The 12,902-nt window shown below is 55.9% G+C and carries 16 protein-coding genes; 7 read left to right on the top strand and 9 right to left on the bottom strand.

Annotation, left to right across the window (positions count from 1 at the left end):
* Nucleotides 1–504: 504 nt before the first annotated feature.
* The 7 genes from KW828_RS06245 (at nucleotide 505) to KW828_RS06215 (ending at nucleotide 4,577) form a co-directional block, all read left to right on the top strand.
* Nucleotides 505–876 carry a hypothetical protein gene (locus KW828_RS06245; RefSeq protein ID WP_305730773.1) on the top strand — a complete coding sequence of 124 codons (372 nt, stop codon included), beginning with the start codon at nucleotides 505–507 and terminating at the stop codon, nucleotides 874–876.
* A 32-nt stretch (nucleotides 877–908) separates the two neighbouring features.
* Complete coding sequence (locus KW828_RS06240; RefSeq protein WP_218335589.1) at nucleotides 909–1,733, top strand: YfdQ family protein; 825 nt, start codon at nucleotides 909–911, stop codon at nucleotides 1,731–1,733.
* Nucleotides 1,734–1,864: 131 nt separating this feature from the next.
* Entirely contained in the window at nucleotides 1,865–2,395 is a 531-nt protein-coding gene (locus tag KW828_RS06235; protein ID WP_218335588.1) for an HD family hydrolase, read from the top strand.
* Nucleotides 2,392–2,943: an ead/Ea22-like family protein gene (locus tag KW828_RS06230; RefSeq protein WP_256350023.1), complete on the top strand. Its 552-nt coding sequence runs from the start codon at nucleotides 2,392–2,394 to the stop codon at nucleotides 2,941–2,943. Before KW828_RS06235 ends, KW828_RS06230 begins: the two co-directional genes overlap by 4 nt.
* A complete protein-coding gene (locus tag KW828_RS06225; RefSeq protein WP_218335587.1) occupies nucleotides 2,936–3,139 on the top strand; it encodes a hypothetical protein in 204 nt (67 codons plus the stop codon). The genes KW828_RS06230 and KW828_RS06225 overlap by 8 nt, the downstream gene beginning before the upstream one ends.
* A 92-nt stretch (nucleotides 3,140–3,231) precedes the next feature.
* Nucleotides 3,232–3,438 carry an excisionase gene (locus tag KW828_RS06220; protein ID WP_218335586.1) on the top strand — a complete coding sequence of 69 codons (207 nt, stop codon included), beginning with the start codon at nucleotides 3,232–3,234 and terminating at the stop codon, nucleotides 3,436–3,438.
* Nucleotides 3,399–4,577: a site-specific integrase gene (locus tag KW828_RS06215; RefSeq protein WP_218335585.1), complete on the top strand. Its 1,179-nt coding sequence runs from the start codon at nucleotides 3,399–3,401 to the stop codon at nucleotides 4,575–4,577. Before KW828_RS06220 ends, KW828_RS06215 begins: the two co-directional genes overlap by 40 nt.
* Nucleotides 4,578–4,858: 281 nt before the next feature.
* Here KW828_RS06215 and KW828_RS06210 read toward each other — a convergent pair whose 3' ends face one another.
* The 9 genes from KW828_RS06210 to KW828_RS06170 all read right to left on the bottom strand — a co-directional run bounded on the left by KW828_RS06210 (nucleotide 4,859) and on the right by KW828_RS06170 (nucleotide 12,609).
* A complete protein-coding gene (locus KW828_RS06210) occupies nucleotides 4,859–5,191 on the bottom strand; it encodes an NIPSNAP family protein (RefSeq protein WP_218335584.1) in 333 nt (110 codons plus the stop codon).
* Nucleotides 5,192–5,284: 93 nt separating this feature from the next.
* Nucleotides 5,285–6,097, bottom strand: coding sequence for a triphosphoribosyl-dephospho-CoA synthase CitG (citG, locus tag KW828_RS06205; protein ID WP_218335583.1), 813 nt, complete (start codon nucleotides 6,095–6,097; stop codon nucleotides 5,285–5,287).
* On the bottom strand, nucleotides 6,075–6,614 hold the full coding sequence (gene citX, locus KW828_RS06200) for a citrate lyase holo-[acyl-carrier protein] synthase (protein WP_218335582.1): 540 nt from the start codon (nucleotides 6,612–6,614) through the stop codon (nucleotides 6,075–6,077). The genes citG and citX overlap by 23 nt, the downstream gene beginning before the upstream one ends.
* A gap of 3 nt (nucleotides 6,615–6,617) precedes the next feature.
* On the bottom strand, nucleotides 6,618–8,135 hold the full coding sequence (gene citF, locus KW828_RS06195; RefSeq protein ID WP_218335581.1) for a citrate lyase subunit alpha: 1,518 nt from the start codon (nucleotides 8,133–8,135) through the stop codon (nucleotides 6,618–6,620).
* Nucleotides 8,136–8,145: 10 nt separating this feature from the next.
* Nucleotides 8,146–9,021, bottom strand: coding sequence for a citrate (pro-3S)-lyase subunit beta (citE, locus tag KW828_RS06190; RefSeq protein ID WP_218335580.1), 876 nt, complete (start codon nucleotides 9,019–9,021; stop codon nucleotides 8,146–8,148).
* A complete protein-coding gene (gene citD, locus KW828_RS06185; RefSeq protein ID WP_218335579.1) occupies nucleotides 9,018–9,311 on the bottom strand; it encodes a citrate lyase acyl carrier protein in 294 nt (97 codons plus the stop codon). Before citD ends, citE begins: the two co-directional genes overlap by 4 nt.
* A gap of 16 nt (nucleotides 9,312–9,327) precedes the next feature.
* Nucleotides 9,328–10,353 carry a [citrate (pro-3S)-lyase] ligase gene (gene citC, locus KW828_RS06180; RefSeq protein WP_218335578.1) on the bottom strand — a complete coding sequence of 342 codons (1,026 nt, stop codon included), beginning with the start codon at nucleotides 10,351–10,353 and terminating at the stop codon, nucleotides 9,328–9,330.
* 13 nt (nucleotides 10,354–10,366) lie between these two features.
* Complete coding sequence (locus KW828_RS06175; RefSeq protein WP_218335577.1) at nucleotides 10,367–11,230, bottom strand: fumarylacetoacetate hydrolase family protein; 864 nt, start codon at nucleotides 11,228–11,230, stop codon at nucleotides 10,367–10,369.
* Nucleotides 11,231–11,247: 17 nt separating this feature from the next.
* Nucleotides 11,248–12,609 (bottom strand): 2-hydroxycarboxylate transporter family protein, encoded by a 1,362-nt coding sequence (locus KW828_RS06170; protein WP_218335576.1) that lies wholly within the window; start codon nucleotides 12,607–12,609, stop codon nucleotides 11,248–11,250.
* Between the last annotated feature and the right edge of the window lie 293 nt (nucleotides 12,610–12,902).

Raw genomic sequence — 12,902 nt, 5'->3', positions numbered from 1 at the left:
CCTCAATGTAAGTTTTCCTACTTTTAATATTGACATCAAGAGGTAAGTTATCCTACATTAGCAACAGTAACAGCGAACAGGCAGGACGCCAACGAAGTAGGCCGCCGGTGGCGTATGAATGACCGGATGATTCGTAAGCAGGAAGTTTCGGGAGGGGTTGCGGTTTGGAGTGACTACCAAATCAAAGCGCTCACCTGGTGAACACGGTCCCGTCCAACCCACGGGCACCAGCTACGGAATACCGTAGGGTTGCCGACTAGTTATCGGCACCCCGCCCGAAACTCCCTGTGATCCAAAAAATAAAACGTGGTAGTTGCTTGGCGGCGTCTGATCTTATTTTCCCGTGAGGGCGCCGCACTTTTTTACCCAACACACAAGAGCATCACCGGGCGACGGGCTCATAACCCAATCCACCCGGGCGGCCCCGACCGCAGGTGCTCTTCTGTGTTGTGTGGAGAAACTAACCCGGCTGTGTCAGCAGCCTACTTTCAGAGGGTATACCCGATGAGTAATGAACGTTTGACCGATGTGCCTGAGTTTATGGGCGAACTGGACGGCGGCGTGTTCCAGAACAAGATCGCCGTGGCGCTGAGTGAGGTTGCCTTTGGCGTACTGAACAACGGCCAGAAGGGGAAAGTAACTTTGACCTTTGAGCTGGACCGCATGAGCAACTCTGTCGAAGAGAAGCGCGTGATGATCAAGCACAAGCTGGCTTATGTACGCCCTACCCCACGCGGTAAATCGTCCGAGGAGGACACTACCGAAACGCCGATGTATGTGAACCGCGGCGGAAAGCTTTCTATTTTGCAGGAAGACCAGGGACAGCTCTTTACCCTGGCCGGTGATCCTGACGCGAAGCTCCGCGCTCAACAGTAAGCCCTACCGTTAACCCCAATTAAGGAAATCACATGTCCTACTCTTTAGACTCAGGCGCTATCGAAAAAGTGCAAACCCTTGTCCTGTCGCAGTTCCTGGAAGAAAAACTGTCTTCTGTTGACTGCCCGGCAGCTGTGATCCCTGCCGGAGCAAGTATTGAAAGCCTGGAGCGTCTGTCATTAGAGCGCTTTCGTTTTCGCGGGAAGATGCAGACTGCCAGTATCGAAGATTTTGCACGCTATTCCACCGGCTACGCCGAAGAAGGCACGCGCTGCTTCATCAATGCAGATGAGATGCGCGCAGTTTCCGTCTTCAACCTGGGTACTCTGGTGAATCCCGGCCATGCCGACAACACCGCCCTGCTCGCTCTGAAAAAGACCGCACCGTACTCTTCTCTGCTTTCCATTAACGGCGAACGCCATACTCAAAAAGAGCTGGCGGAATGGCTGGAAGACTGGGCGGAAAACCTGCTCGGCTTTGATGCTGAAGGTGCTGTGCTCGATGCCAAGCGATCAGCTGCTGCAATCCGCAAGATCTCCATCGAATCGATCCAAAAAGCAGACTTCGAAGATCAGGACTTCAGCGGTAAGCGCTCATTGATGGAATCAGTTGAAGCCAGAACGCAGGACATTATGCCGGTTGCTTTCGAATTTAAGTGTGTGCCGTTTGAAGGCCTGAAAGAGCGTCCGTTTAAGTTGCGTCTGAGCATCATTGGCGGCGATCGCCCGACGCTGGTGCTGCGCATCGTCCAGCTGGAAGCCCAGCAGGAAGATATGGCTGTTGAATTCCGCGATCTACTGGTGGAAAAGTTCAAGGACAGCCAGGTAGAAACTTTTATCGGCGCGTTCACCGCTTAGTCTGCTGCTGCAAATGCCCCCTCAGGGGGCATTTATGGAAGCGGATCCTCATTAATTATCGCCTTCGGGCGAGGGATTACTGTAACCAAAATTCGACGCGGTGCAGCGCGAAATAACACGGAGAACTAACGATGTCCTTTATTCAAACCCTGAGCGGTAAGCATTTTGATTACCTGAACGCGCAAACAGACGATGTTGATATTGAGGACATCGCCACTGCCCTGTCCAATATTTGCCGCTTTGCCGGTCACCTGCCGGAGTTTTACAGCGTGGCGCAGCACTCCGTTCTGTGCAGCCAGATCGTCCCGCCGGAATACGCCTTTGAAGCGCTGATGCATGACGCCGCTGAAGCGTACTGCCAGGACATCCCCGCGCCGCTCAAAAGGCTGCTGCCGGACTACCGCCGGATCGAAACGCTCGTTGATGATCTGATCCGCTCTAAGTTCGGGTTGCCCCTGCATCAGTCCGACCTGGTGAAATATGCCGATCTCACCATGCTGGCGACCGAACGCCGCGATCTGGAGATTGATGATGGTACGCCGTGGCTGATCCTTGAGGGCGTTCCCGCGTCTGATCTGATTCAGGTTGTACCATTGCGCCCTGGCCAGGCCTTTGGTCTGTTCATGAACCGCTTCAATGAACTGAGCGGGGCGCGCCAATGAAAGAGCTACTGGCAAAAATGACCATCATTGATCTAGTTAGAACGTCGCACAGCTACTCCACCAGCATCAAGCAGACCGGCGTTTATTCTGAGCTGGTACGGGAAATGGCCGCTCGGTTGGAGGCGCTAAATCTGGCGCATATAGGTGCAATGGCTGCACTTAGTAGCACAGAAAAGGATCGCGACCAGCTGGCCGCTGAGAACGTCACTTTAAAAGACGAGAATGAGTATATCCGTAACCGCTTTAAAGAGACCGACCGGTTATTTGGGAAAAACCTTTTGGTTATGCAGGCGGCGATCATCGACTGGCGTGCAACCAGTGATGCAAAGAATGGAATGGCGTGGATCTTCAATACGCTGTTTGGTCCGGGTGAATTACCTGATGAAGCTGAAAAAGACGCACAGGCATATTTCGATCGCAAATATGCGCCAATCGATGAAGAGCTGATGGAGCTTTACGGTTGGTTTCGCGATCGCCAAAAGCGCGTGGCAGCAAAGCAGGCTGCTGAAACAAGTAATTTGCAAATCGGGGGAAATAAAGATGGCTAAATCACGCATGAAATACATGCTTCGCGCCTGGAATAAAGAGCTGAGGTTACCGCATTGGAGCATGGGAAACCGTAAACATCGCAAAGCGTGCGCCCGTGATTTTGCAGCGGCCAGCGTCGAAGGAAGCGAGCCAATCACCTGTCAGGCGGATGCGGATGATCATCTCGCAGAAGAACTAACTTACTGGGGGGAGTGAGTAGTACGTTTCGGCAATCTGGCAGCGGTTAATTCCTGCCACCAGCGAATATTGTTAAACGCCCGGGTGCAGCCGGGCTACCGGAGAAAACTATGCTGAACCTCGATTGTGTACCAATCTCGACTTATTGCAAAGAAACTGGCGAGTCGCCTGATGCCATAAACAAGCGTATACAGCGTGGTGTTTGGCTGGAAGGTGTTCAGGTGCTGAAAGTGGAAGGCGTTAAGGAAAGATGGATAGATCTTAGTGAGGTCGCTAAATGGGCAAGACAGAATCGTCAAAACTTCCGCGCGGCGTGACCGTAAGGAAACACAGCCAGGGAGAGACGATAAATATAACTTTCACATACAAAGGGGTTAAGTGTCGCGAACCCCTTTCCAATCTGGAAGTGAATAGTAAAAACCTCAAATATGCCGAGCGGACACTGGGCGAAATCCACAATAAAATTGAGCGAGGTACCTTCGTATATGCTGAGTATTTTCCGCGATCAGCACGATTAAAGATATTCGGTAATGCGGCCGCCGGTAAGACTGTCAAAATGTACCTTGATGAATATATTGGCATCTGTGAGACGCGAAAATTATCGCCTTCTACAATCGGTGGTTATAAAAAATGCCGGAGTGCACTGGCGGCTCTACATCAATTTCCGGCCAGCGAGTTGACACCAGCTGCGATGAAAGCCTGGATACAAAGCCGGACAACTACCCTGAAAACCATACGCAATCAGCTATCGTTTCTGCGTTCTGCGCTTGATGAAGCCGTTACCGATGGCGTATTGCAAATTAACCCGGTATCTCTGGTAACCGCATCGCGCTACCAAAGTGATAAAACAAGTGCTCACAGCAATTACATTGTCGATCCGCTTTCCCCCGCAGAGGTGAATGCTCTTTTGTCTGCCGCTGGCAACAAGCAATGGGAAAATCTGTTTATGTTCGCCATACAGACGGGGTTACGCAGCTCAGAACTCTGCTCGCTGCGCTGGCGCGATATCGACTTTATCGGCAAAACGGCGCACGTGCAGAGCGCGAGCGTTGTCGGCGTTATTAAGGGAACCAAGACAAAAGCTGGAACCCGTAAAGTCGAGCTCAACGATCCGGCTATGGCGGTACTCGCGTCCCAGAAGTCCTTCACATTCATGAAAGACGCGACCATCTTTGAGGATCCGAAAACAAATAAGCCATGGGCGAGCGCCGATGCAATACGAAAAAAAGCATGGGTGCCCACGTTACGTAAAGCGGGAATACGGTACCGAAATCCGTACCAGACCCGGCATACTTTTGCGACTCGTCACATCAGCCAGGGGACTAACCTTTTCTGGCTCGCTGGACAGATGGGGCATAAAGGACCCGAGATGCTTTTCAGGCATTACGGATCCTATCTGAAGGAGTACGACGGCAACACCGAGAAAAGACCAAAGCTGGTCAGTGGCGGGACGTAAAAGGAGCCGTGAAGGAGCCGCAGAAAAATAAGCGTGATATAAGATATTATATTTCAGCCGCTTAAAGAAAAACGGACACGGGTTCAACTCCCGCCAGCTCCACCAAAATTCTCCATCGGTGATTACCAGAGTCATCCGATGAAGTCCTAAGAGCCCGTCCGGCGCAAGCCCTGCGGGCTTTTTTGTGCCTTGAATTTGTCCCGCGAAGTCTAAGAACCTTTTTCGCACCGCTTAAAGCTACATTGTTTTTGACGTATAAATCCCTATCTTCGTTAACGCCATTATCCCCGCATCCCCTCCACCGCTCTCCCGGAAAGCATCAAAACCGCTTTCAGGCTGGTTTCAATTCGGTTGATGATGGCTTCTCGAGGACCCTCTCTCCAGTCTGCACTGGCGTAGAAATCGTCAAGAACGCTTTTCATCTGTTCTTCGCTCTCAAAGGCACGGATAAGGTAATAGCTGTCCGCATCGTGCAAAGAGTTTCCATACGCCACAACATCAATACCGTTACGGACATGGAGTGGAACACTTATTTCACGCATCACCTGATGAAACGCCTCACCAGACTCTTTTTTCAGGGTGTATTGCAGTATTTCGACGATCCTGGCCTTCATACCTTCTCCATCATTGACCCTTAGAAACGGTTGCCATGACGCTAACGCATTCGGCCAGTCAATGAAAGAGCAGACGACTTAACGCTGATGCGTTCACATTAAGCCCGTCACCCTCGCCAGTACCCATCCCACCGACAGCAAATCCGCGCTGCCGCCGGGACTTAAATTCCTGTCGATCAGCGCCCGGTCCATCGTCACCAGCGCATGATGATCCCAGCCATCCGCCAGTAATCTGCGCGCATAACCCTGTACATAACGTAATCCATCGATGCCGCCGCGGGCGACAAGATTGCTGTCCTGATTGATTGCCATCAGGCGTAACAGCAGGTGGTGAAGCGGCTGGCCGTTCCATGTCGATAGTGCCTTTCGCACCGTGGCAAAGCCGCTTTCCGCCTCGCCGCGCGCGCCGGTTAATCCATATTGCTGATATTGCCGCTCGCCTGCGGTGGCCTGGCCGCTGCGTTCTGCCAGTTCACGCGCCACCAGCCCGCGCGTGATCTGGCTGACTTCATTGCAAAGACATTCAGACGATACCGTTGTCACACGCCCGGCGGCGAAACAGATCAAGCCGAGGGCAAATATCCCTCCTTTGTGGGTGTTGACGCCGCCGGTTGCGGCATACATCGCCTGCTCACAGGCGATACCCATCGGGCGGATCAGGCGCAGTTGCTCAGCGGCGGGTTTATCCGCATGGGCGTTACCCAGCTCGGCAAAACGCGCAAACCACGGCGCGATCGCGGTAATGCTGCGGGCAAACAGTGCGTGATCCATATCGCGGTGCGCACCGCTGTTAAGCGTATCCACCAGCCCTGGCTTTGGCGTCAGCTCCAGCTCCTGCCACAGCGCCTCTTCGGCAAGCCCTGGCACCTCCGCCGGGCGCGGTTTAGTCGCGGGCAAACCAGTCATCGATCAGCTTCTCCACGCGAGCCACTACCTGCTCAACAGGATGATGTCGTGAACGGGAACAGGCATGCGCCGGCGCATCGCAAAGCAGGCAGCGACGCTGCTGCGCCCCCAACGACTGCCGCCCGACATGACCGTGCTGCGGGCAAATCACATCCACATCCCACAGTCGGCCAAGGGGATGATTTTGTTCCAGCGCGGCGCAGTGGGCTTTGATTTCCGCGGCATGATGCGCCACACACCATAGCGCTTCTGGCCCGGTCGGCAGCCACAGCACCTGACGATCCAGCACCTGCCAGCGGTGTTCCCACAGCAGTTGATCGCACATCTGTAACGCCACGCCCATGGTATTGCGATAGCGCAGGCTGTCTTTAATTGCCCCCGGCGTCACCAGCGTCAGGGACATGACCGGTTGTTGATAGTGCGTGAGCCAGTCAGTCTGGCGTGCTGCGCGGCGCTCTTTCGCCGCCAGCAGTTCATCCAGGCTGACACCCGTCCGCACGGGTGTCGCAATCGTCATCTGTTACTCCTTCACTTGTCGCACAGTGTCGATCACGCTGCCGTCGCGGTAGCGGATGACGCCAACGATTTTGTCGGTAAACTCAATGGGTTTTGGCACGCCAGTCAGTGAAATCGCCCGTTCAAAGAGCGCATTGATGTCGACGATCTTCAGCCCGGCATCTGTTAGCCGCTCGCGGATTTCCGGGCGCGCCGGATTAACCGCGATGCCGTGATCGGTCACCAGCACGTCGATGCTCTCCCCCGGCGTCAGGCGCGTGGTCACCCGTTTCACCACCGTCGGGATGCGGCTGCGCAGCAGGGGCGCGACCACAATGGTCAGGTTGGCGGCGGCGGCAACATCGCAGTGCCCGCCGGAGGCACCGCGCATTACGCCGTCAGAACCGGTGATCACGTTGACGTTAAAATCGACGTCGATTTCCAGCGCGCTGAGGATCACCACATCGAGCTGATCACAGCACGCGGCTTTACTGCCGGGGTTAGCGTAAACGTTGGTGGAGATCTCCACATGGTTCGGGTTACGCGCCAGCGAGGCGGCGGCCTGGCCGTCAAAACACTGGGTATCGAGCAGCGTTTCAATCAGCCCTTTCTCGTGCAGATCCACCAGGCTGCCGGTGATGCCCCCCAGCGCGAAACGCGCTTTTACGCCGCTGCGCTCCATCTTCTCTTCCATAAACCGTGTGCAGGCGGTGGCCGCCGCGCCAGAGCCGGTCTGCATCGAGAAGCCCGTTCTGAAATAACCTGAGTGTTCAATCACCTCTGCGGCGTAGCGGGCGATCATCAGTTCGCGCGGATTGCTGGTGACGCGCGCCGCGCCGACGCTGATTTTTGCCGGATCGCCCACGCTCGGCACCTGCACGATGTAATCCACCTGATCCTGCACCAGGCTGGCGGGCATATTGGGGAATGGCACCAGTTCTTCGGTCAGCAGCACCACGGTGCGGGCAAAGTGCGCATCCACCATCGCATAGCCTAGAGAGCCGCAGCAGGATTTGCCGTGCGTGCCGTTGGCGTTACCAAATTCATCGCTGCACGGCACGCCAAGAAAGGCCACGTCGATATTCAGCTCGCCGTCCTGCAACAGTTTGACGCGCCCGCCGTGGGAGTGGATTTGCACCGGCTCGTCCATCAGGCCGTGCGAGATGGCCTCCGCCAGCTTACCGCGCATACCCGAGGTATAAATGCGGGTGATAACGCCGCTTTTAATGTGTTCAATTAAGGCGTCGTTACAGGTCATCAGCGAGCTGGAAGCCAGCGTCAGATTTTTAAAACCCATGCGGGCCAGCAGCGCCACCACGCTGTTGATCACCCGATCGCCCTCGCGAAAGGCGTGGTGGAAAGAGATGGTCATCCCGTCCTGTAAGCCGCTGCGCTTCACCGCGTCTTCGAGAGAGGCGCACAGTTTGCGGTTGTGCTTAGCGTCGCTGTCTGCCAGCCACGGCGTCATGCTGTGCGCTGTATCAAAGGGTTTCAGGTCCCGCAAATGGGGAAAATAGTCGTGGAGCAGTTCTGTCTGATTCATTATCTCGTCCTTAACGACGCACGCCGGAGGCCGCCGCGCGTTCCAGCACAACCTGCGCGTGGTGAATAATTGGTGCGTCAACCATTTTGCCGTTGAGCGACACCACGCCGAGGCCATTACGTTCGCCCTCTTCTGCCGCGTCGATCACCCGTCTGGCGTGATCCACTTCCTGCGGGGTTGGCGCGTAGGCGTTATGCAGCAGATCGATCTGACGCGGGTTAATCAGTGATTTGCCGTTAAAGCCCATCTTGCGAATAAGCTCGACCTCGCGCAGAAATCCGGCCTCGTCGTTAACGTCTGACCACACCACATCGAAAGCGTCGATACCGGCGGCGCGGGCGGCATGGAGCACGGCGCAGCGGGCATAAAACAGTTCGGTGCCGTCGCCGCGTTCGGTCTGCATATCCATCACATAGTCAAAGGCGGCCAGCGCGATGCCGATTAAGCGCGGGGAGCTGCGGGCGATCGCCACGGCGTTGATCACGCCAATGGCTGATTCAATCGCTGCCATCACGCGGGTGGAACCTGGCTTGCGCCCGCACTCGCGCTCGATACGCGCCAGGTGACCTTCCAGCTCATAAATGTCATCCGGGGTATCGGTTTTCGGCAGACGGATCACGTCAACCCCGGCGCGCACGGCGGCTTCCAGATCGAGCAGGCCAAAGGGCGTGCTCAGCGGGTTAATGCGCACGACGGTTTCAATATCCTGATACATCGGGTGCTGCAAAGCGTGAAATACCAGCAGACGAGCGCTATCTTTTTCGCGCAGGGCAACGGCGTCTTCCAGATCAAACATGATGGAATCGGGGCGATAGATAAATGCGGTTGAAAGCATGGCGGCGTTCGCCCCCGGCAGGAACAGCATACTGCGGCGGAGTTTGCTCATTTCAGCGCCCCCCAATTGAGCTCCTGATCATCCGCGGCGCGCAGCAGCGCGCTTTGCAGGCGGGCGCGGATCACACAGTCCAGCGCCCCTTTGTCTTCAATAATGATTAATCCCTGCTGCACGTTCATGGCGCGTAACGTGTCGTCCACCACCCGGCGGATCTGCTCGCCAAACTGCTTGATCACTTCACTGTGGATGACAATCTCCAGCTCGCCGTCGGCGGGGGCGATTTTCACCATCAGGTCGCTGGACTCCTGCGTGCCGGCCAGCGCCTCCCTTACAATATTCATAATAAATTCCTGATAGTTAAGCGACTTCCGCACTTGCACGATAGTGTGCTTCGAGGTGCGCGAAGGTGGAGTCCGGGACAATCTCCCGGATCCGGGAAAACTGCTGTGTCTTGAGTAAATGGCGCACTTCCGACGCCGAAATGGCGTTGCCCGTGGCCTTGAGGCGCGGCATTTCCACCACCTCAATATGCGAGGCGAGCAACTCATGCAGCGTCTGGTTGTACTGGCGGGTGATCGCGCAAAACGGCTCCGAGCCAATAAAGCGGTGAGTGATACCGAGCGCGGGGGCGATGAAATCGCGAAAAATCAGCACGTCGATCTCACTCCACGCCTGTTGCACTTTCCCGGTTTCCTTCAGGAAGTAGGCCGGAAAGGTGGCGCGGGAGATGATGTACGCCGAGCCTTCGTGCACGGTGACGTTCGGCAGATGAGCCACCCCGGCGCGCACCATGGCCAGCCGGGCGCTGAACGGAAAGAACGATGCATCTTCACGCACCACAAACAGGTGCAGCCAGTCACACTGTCGCGCCGCCTGTGCCACCAGATGACGATGGCCGAGAGTGAACGGATTGGCGTTCATCACAATGCCGCCGATGTTCTCCCCGCCTTTGCGCTGCGCGCTTAGCGACCGGCAATAACGTGCGATGCCCTGCGGTGTGTTCTCCATCAGCACCGCATGGTTACCGCTGCGGGCAAGCGGCCAGAAACCACTGCGGCCAAACCGTTCTTCATTGCACGGACGTGTACAGAGAAAGAGATGAAAATGACCGCGTGCCAGCGCCGCATTTTCCACTTCCGCCAGCAACCGCGCGCTCAGGTTTTCGCCACGTAACCGCTCGTCTACCGCCACACACTTAATGACGTTGGCGGCAAGCCCTGCACACCCCACCAGCTGCGTCCCTGACCAGGCTTCGACAAACAGCGTGATGTCGTTGTCCATACCGAGGCCGCTGTCGGCCAGCAGATGACGGATCTGGCTGACACGTTGCGGATGGTTCGCCACCAGCGTGTGCCGAAAATCAATAGTGGGTTGTGATTGCATACCGCCGCCTTTCTCAGTGTGCCGCCGCAAGCCCGGTGACCGGCGCGTCCATGATGACGTTACTCAGATGACCGATATGCTCGATCTCCACCTCAATGCGATCCCCCGCGTGCATAAACAGCGGCGGGTTACGCTTTTTACCGACGCCGCCAGGGGAGCCGGTGATAATCACGTCCCCCGGACTGAGACGGGTGAAGGTGCTGATGTACTCGATCAGCTCCGCGACCTTGTGGATCATGCTGCTGGTGTTGTCTTCCTGCACCATACGACCGTTGAGCCAGGTGCGGATCGCTAACTGATGCGGATCCGGGATCTCATCGGCGGTTGCCATCCACGGGCCAAACGCACCGGTCTGCCGCCAGTTTTTACCTGCCGTAAACCAGGTGTGCTGCCAGTCGCGCGCCGAACCATCCATGTAGCAGCTGTAGCCCGCCACATGGCGCAGCGCGTCGTCGCGACTGATGTTCTCCCCCGCTTTACCGATAATCACCGCCAGCTCACCTTCATAATCAAATTCACTGGAATGGCGGGGTTTTAACACCGGTTCATTGTGGCCGGTCTGCGAATCCGGAAAGCGGACAAACAGCGTCGGTGCCGGGTTGTGCTGGTCAAACTCCTGCCGCTTGGCGGCGTAGTTCATGCCGACACAGAGAATTTTCTCCGGCTGCTCAATCACCGGTAAAAAGGTGATGGCTTCCATCGGCACATCCACGGCATCGTTGAGAAAGCGCGCGGCTTCCACCATGCCGTTACCCTGGAGCAGCGCCTTCAGGTCGCGGTAGCGATCCCCTAACCGGCGACCTAAATTCACCACGCCATCGGCTTTGACGATGCCGTAGCTGCGTTGACCTTGATAGATAAAGCTTGCGAGTTTCATGGTTCTTTCCTGAAAACTTAAACGAGGAAGTTGCCCAGTATCAGCAGCGAGATAGAGACGTTAATCGCCCCGCCGATACGGGTAGCAATCTGGGCGAACGGCATCAGGCTCATGCGGTTGCCTGCGGTGAGGATCGCCACATCGCCGGTACCGCCCTGGCCGCTCTGGCAGCAGGAGACGATGGCGACATCAATCGGGTGCATACCAATCTTTTTACCGACGAAGAAACCGGTGGCCACCAGCGCGGAGACGGTACTGACGATCACCAGCAGGTTGCTGACGGTGAAGGCATTGACCAGTTCCTGCCACGGCGTAATGGCCACGCCGACGGCGAACAGGATCGGGTAGGTCACTGAGGTCTGGAAGAATTTGTACACCACCTGCGAACCTTCCAGCAGACGGGGGGAGGCGCCGTTACACAGCTTGACCAGCACCGCGACAAACAGCATGCCGACCGGGGCTGGCAGACCAATCAGCTTATGACCGAGCATACCCAGCATATAGAGCAGCACCGCCAGCAGCGCGCCGGAGGCAATGGTCGTGACGTCCGCTTTGCCGGAGAAGGCCGGTTGGGTCTCCGTTGCATCGGCGTTGGCACGGTTGGGCATCAGCTGGCCTTCACCGGTCAGATGCGGGTAGCGTTTACCGAGCTGGTTCAGGCAGCCGGAGATAATGATCGCCGTCAGGCCGCCGAGCATCACCATCGGCAGTACGCGACCAAGCGCCACGCCCTGATCCATATGCAGCAAGGTGGCGTAACCAATGGAGAGCGGGATCGCCCCTTCCCCGACGCCGCCCGCCATGATCGGCAGAATGATAAAGAAGAAGATCTGGAACGGCTCAAGACCGAGCGCCAGGCCCACGCCCATCCCCACCAGCATGCCGACGATTTCGCCGCACAGCATCGGGAAGAAGATGCGCAGGAAGCCCTGGATCAGCACGGTGCGGTTCATGCTCATGATGCTGCCGACAATAATGCAGCAGATATAGAGATAAAGAATGTTGGTGGATTTATAGAATTTGGTGGTGGATTCCACCACCACGTCCGGCAGCAGACCGTAATAGACCATCGCTGACGGGATGAAGGTGGCGCAGATCGCCGCCGCGCCCAGTTTGCCGACAATCGGTAAGCGCTTGCCGAACTCGCCGCAGGCAAAGCCGAAGAACGCCAGCGTTGCCACCATCACCACGATGTCACTGGGTAGTTTACCGCCCAGGCAATCAATCGCGATCAGCGCCCCCGCCAGGACGAACAGCGGCAGAGGAATGATCCCGACTTTCCAGGTGTCCATAATGTTCCACCAGCGCTCTTTGAACGATGGCCGTTGAATATTTATCGGGTCGTGGGTAACAGAGAAAGAATCGTCAGTTGTGCTCATAATAAGCCCCTTTGGTTATTTTGTGCATGCAGCTTAAGATCACAAAGACTTAGTTTATGTGAGGAGACACATACTAAAAGCGAAGTTTTAATGGCACCTATGGTTTTAATGGTTTCTTTTATTTAATGTGATTAACGCCATATTTATCGTCGTGGTTTTTATGGTTTCTTTTCATCTTCCAACATATACATAACAACTGCTAATTTAGCGCCAGAACGAGGGTTGATGCAGATAAATCTTTTACACAGCGTGCTGTGTAAGGGATCACAACTTTTCGGCAAAGCGGGGGTAAG

The sequence above is a fragment of the Enterobacter sp. ENT03 genome (assembly GCF_019218745.1).
Taxonomy (GTDB): Bacteria; Pseudomonadota; Gammaproteobacteria; order Enterobacterales; family Enterobacteriaceae; genus Enterobacter_D.
The sequence above is the reverse complement of the archived record's forward strand: the minus strand, read 5'-3'. Positions and strand labels throughout refer to the sequence as shown.

What these genes read in the sequence shown, in the direction of transcription:
- citG (WP_218335583.1), bottom strand. Translation starts at nt 6,097, where the DNA reads ATGACTGGTTTGCCCGCGACTAAACCGCGCCCGGCGGAGGTGCCAGGG.
- KW828_RS06240 (WP_218335589.1), top strand. Translation starts at nt 909, where the DNA reads ATGTCCTACTCTTTAGACTCAGGCGCTATCGAAAAAGTGCAAACCCTT.
- citF (WP_218335581.1), bottom strand. Translation starts at nt 8,135, where the DNA reads ATGAATCAGACAGAACTGCTCCACGACTATTTTCCCCATTTGCGGGAC.
- KW828_RS06220 (WP_218335586.1), top strand. Translation starts at nt 3,232, where the DNA reads ATGCTGAACCTCGATTGTGTACCAATCTCGACTTATTGCAAAGAAACT.
- KW828_RS06210 (WP_218335584.1), bottom strand. Translation starts at nt 5,191, where the DNA reads ATGAAGGCCAGGATCGTCGAAATACTGCAATACACCCTGAAAAAAGAG.
- KW828_RS06230 (WP_256350023.1), top strand. Translation starts at nt 2,392, where the DNA reads ATGAAAGAGCTACTGGCAAAAATGACCATCATTGATCTAGTTAGAACG.
- citD (WP_218335579.1), bottom strand. Translation starts at nt 9,311, where the DNA reads ATGAATATTGTAAGGGAGGCGCTGGCCGGCACGCAGGAGTCCAGCGAC.
- citX (WP_218335582.1), bottom strand. Translation starts at nt 6,614, where the DNA reads ATGACGATTGCGACACCCGTGCGGACGGGTGTCAGCCTGGATGAACTG.
- citC (WP_218335578.1), bottom strand. Translation starts at nt 10,353, where the DNA reads ATGCAATCACAACCCACTATTGATTTTCGGCACACGCTGGTGGCGAAC.
- KW828_RS06215 (WP_218335585.1), top strand. Translation starts at nt 3,399, where the DNA reads ATGGGCAAGACAGAATCGTCAAAACTTCCGCGCGGCGTGACCGTAAGG.
- KW828_RS06225 (WP_218335587.1), top strand. Translation starts at nt 2,936, where the DNA reads ATGGCTAAATCACGCATGAAATACATGCTTCGCGCCTGGAATAAAGAG.
- KW828_RS06245 (WP_305730773.1), top strand. Translation starts at nt 505, where the DNA reads ATGAGTAATGAACGTTTGACCGATGTGCCTGAGTTTATGGGCGAACTG.
- KW828_RS06235 (WP_218335588.1), top strand. Translation starts at nt 1,865, where the DNA reads ATGTCCTTTATTCAAACCCTGAGCGGTAAGCATTTTGATTACCTGAAC.
- citE (WP_218335580.1), bottom strand. Translation starts at nt 9,021, where the DNA reads ATGAGCAAACTCCGCCGCAGTATGCTGTTCCTGCCGGGGGCGAACGCC.
- KW828_RS06170 (WP_218335576.1), bottom strand. Translation starts at nt 12,609, where the DNA reads ATGAGCACAACTGACGATTCTTTCTCTGTTACCCACGACCCGATAAAT.
- KW828_RS06175 (WP_218335577.1), bottom strand. Translation starts at nt 11,230, where the DNA reads ATGAAACTCGCAAGCTTTATCTATCAAGGTCAACGCAGCTACGGCATC.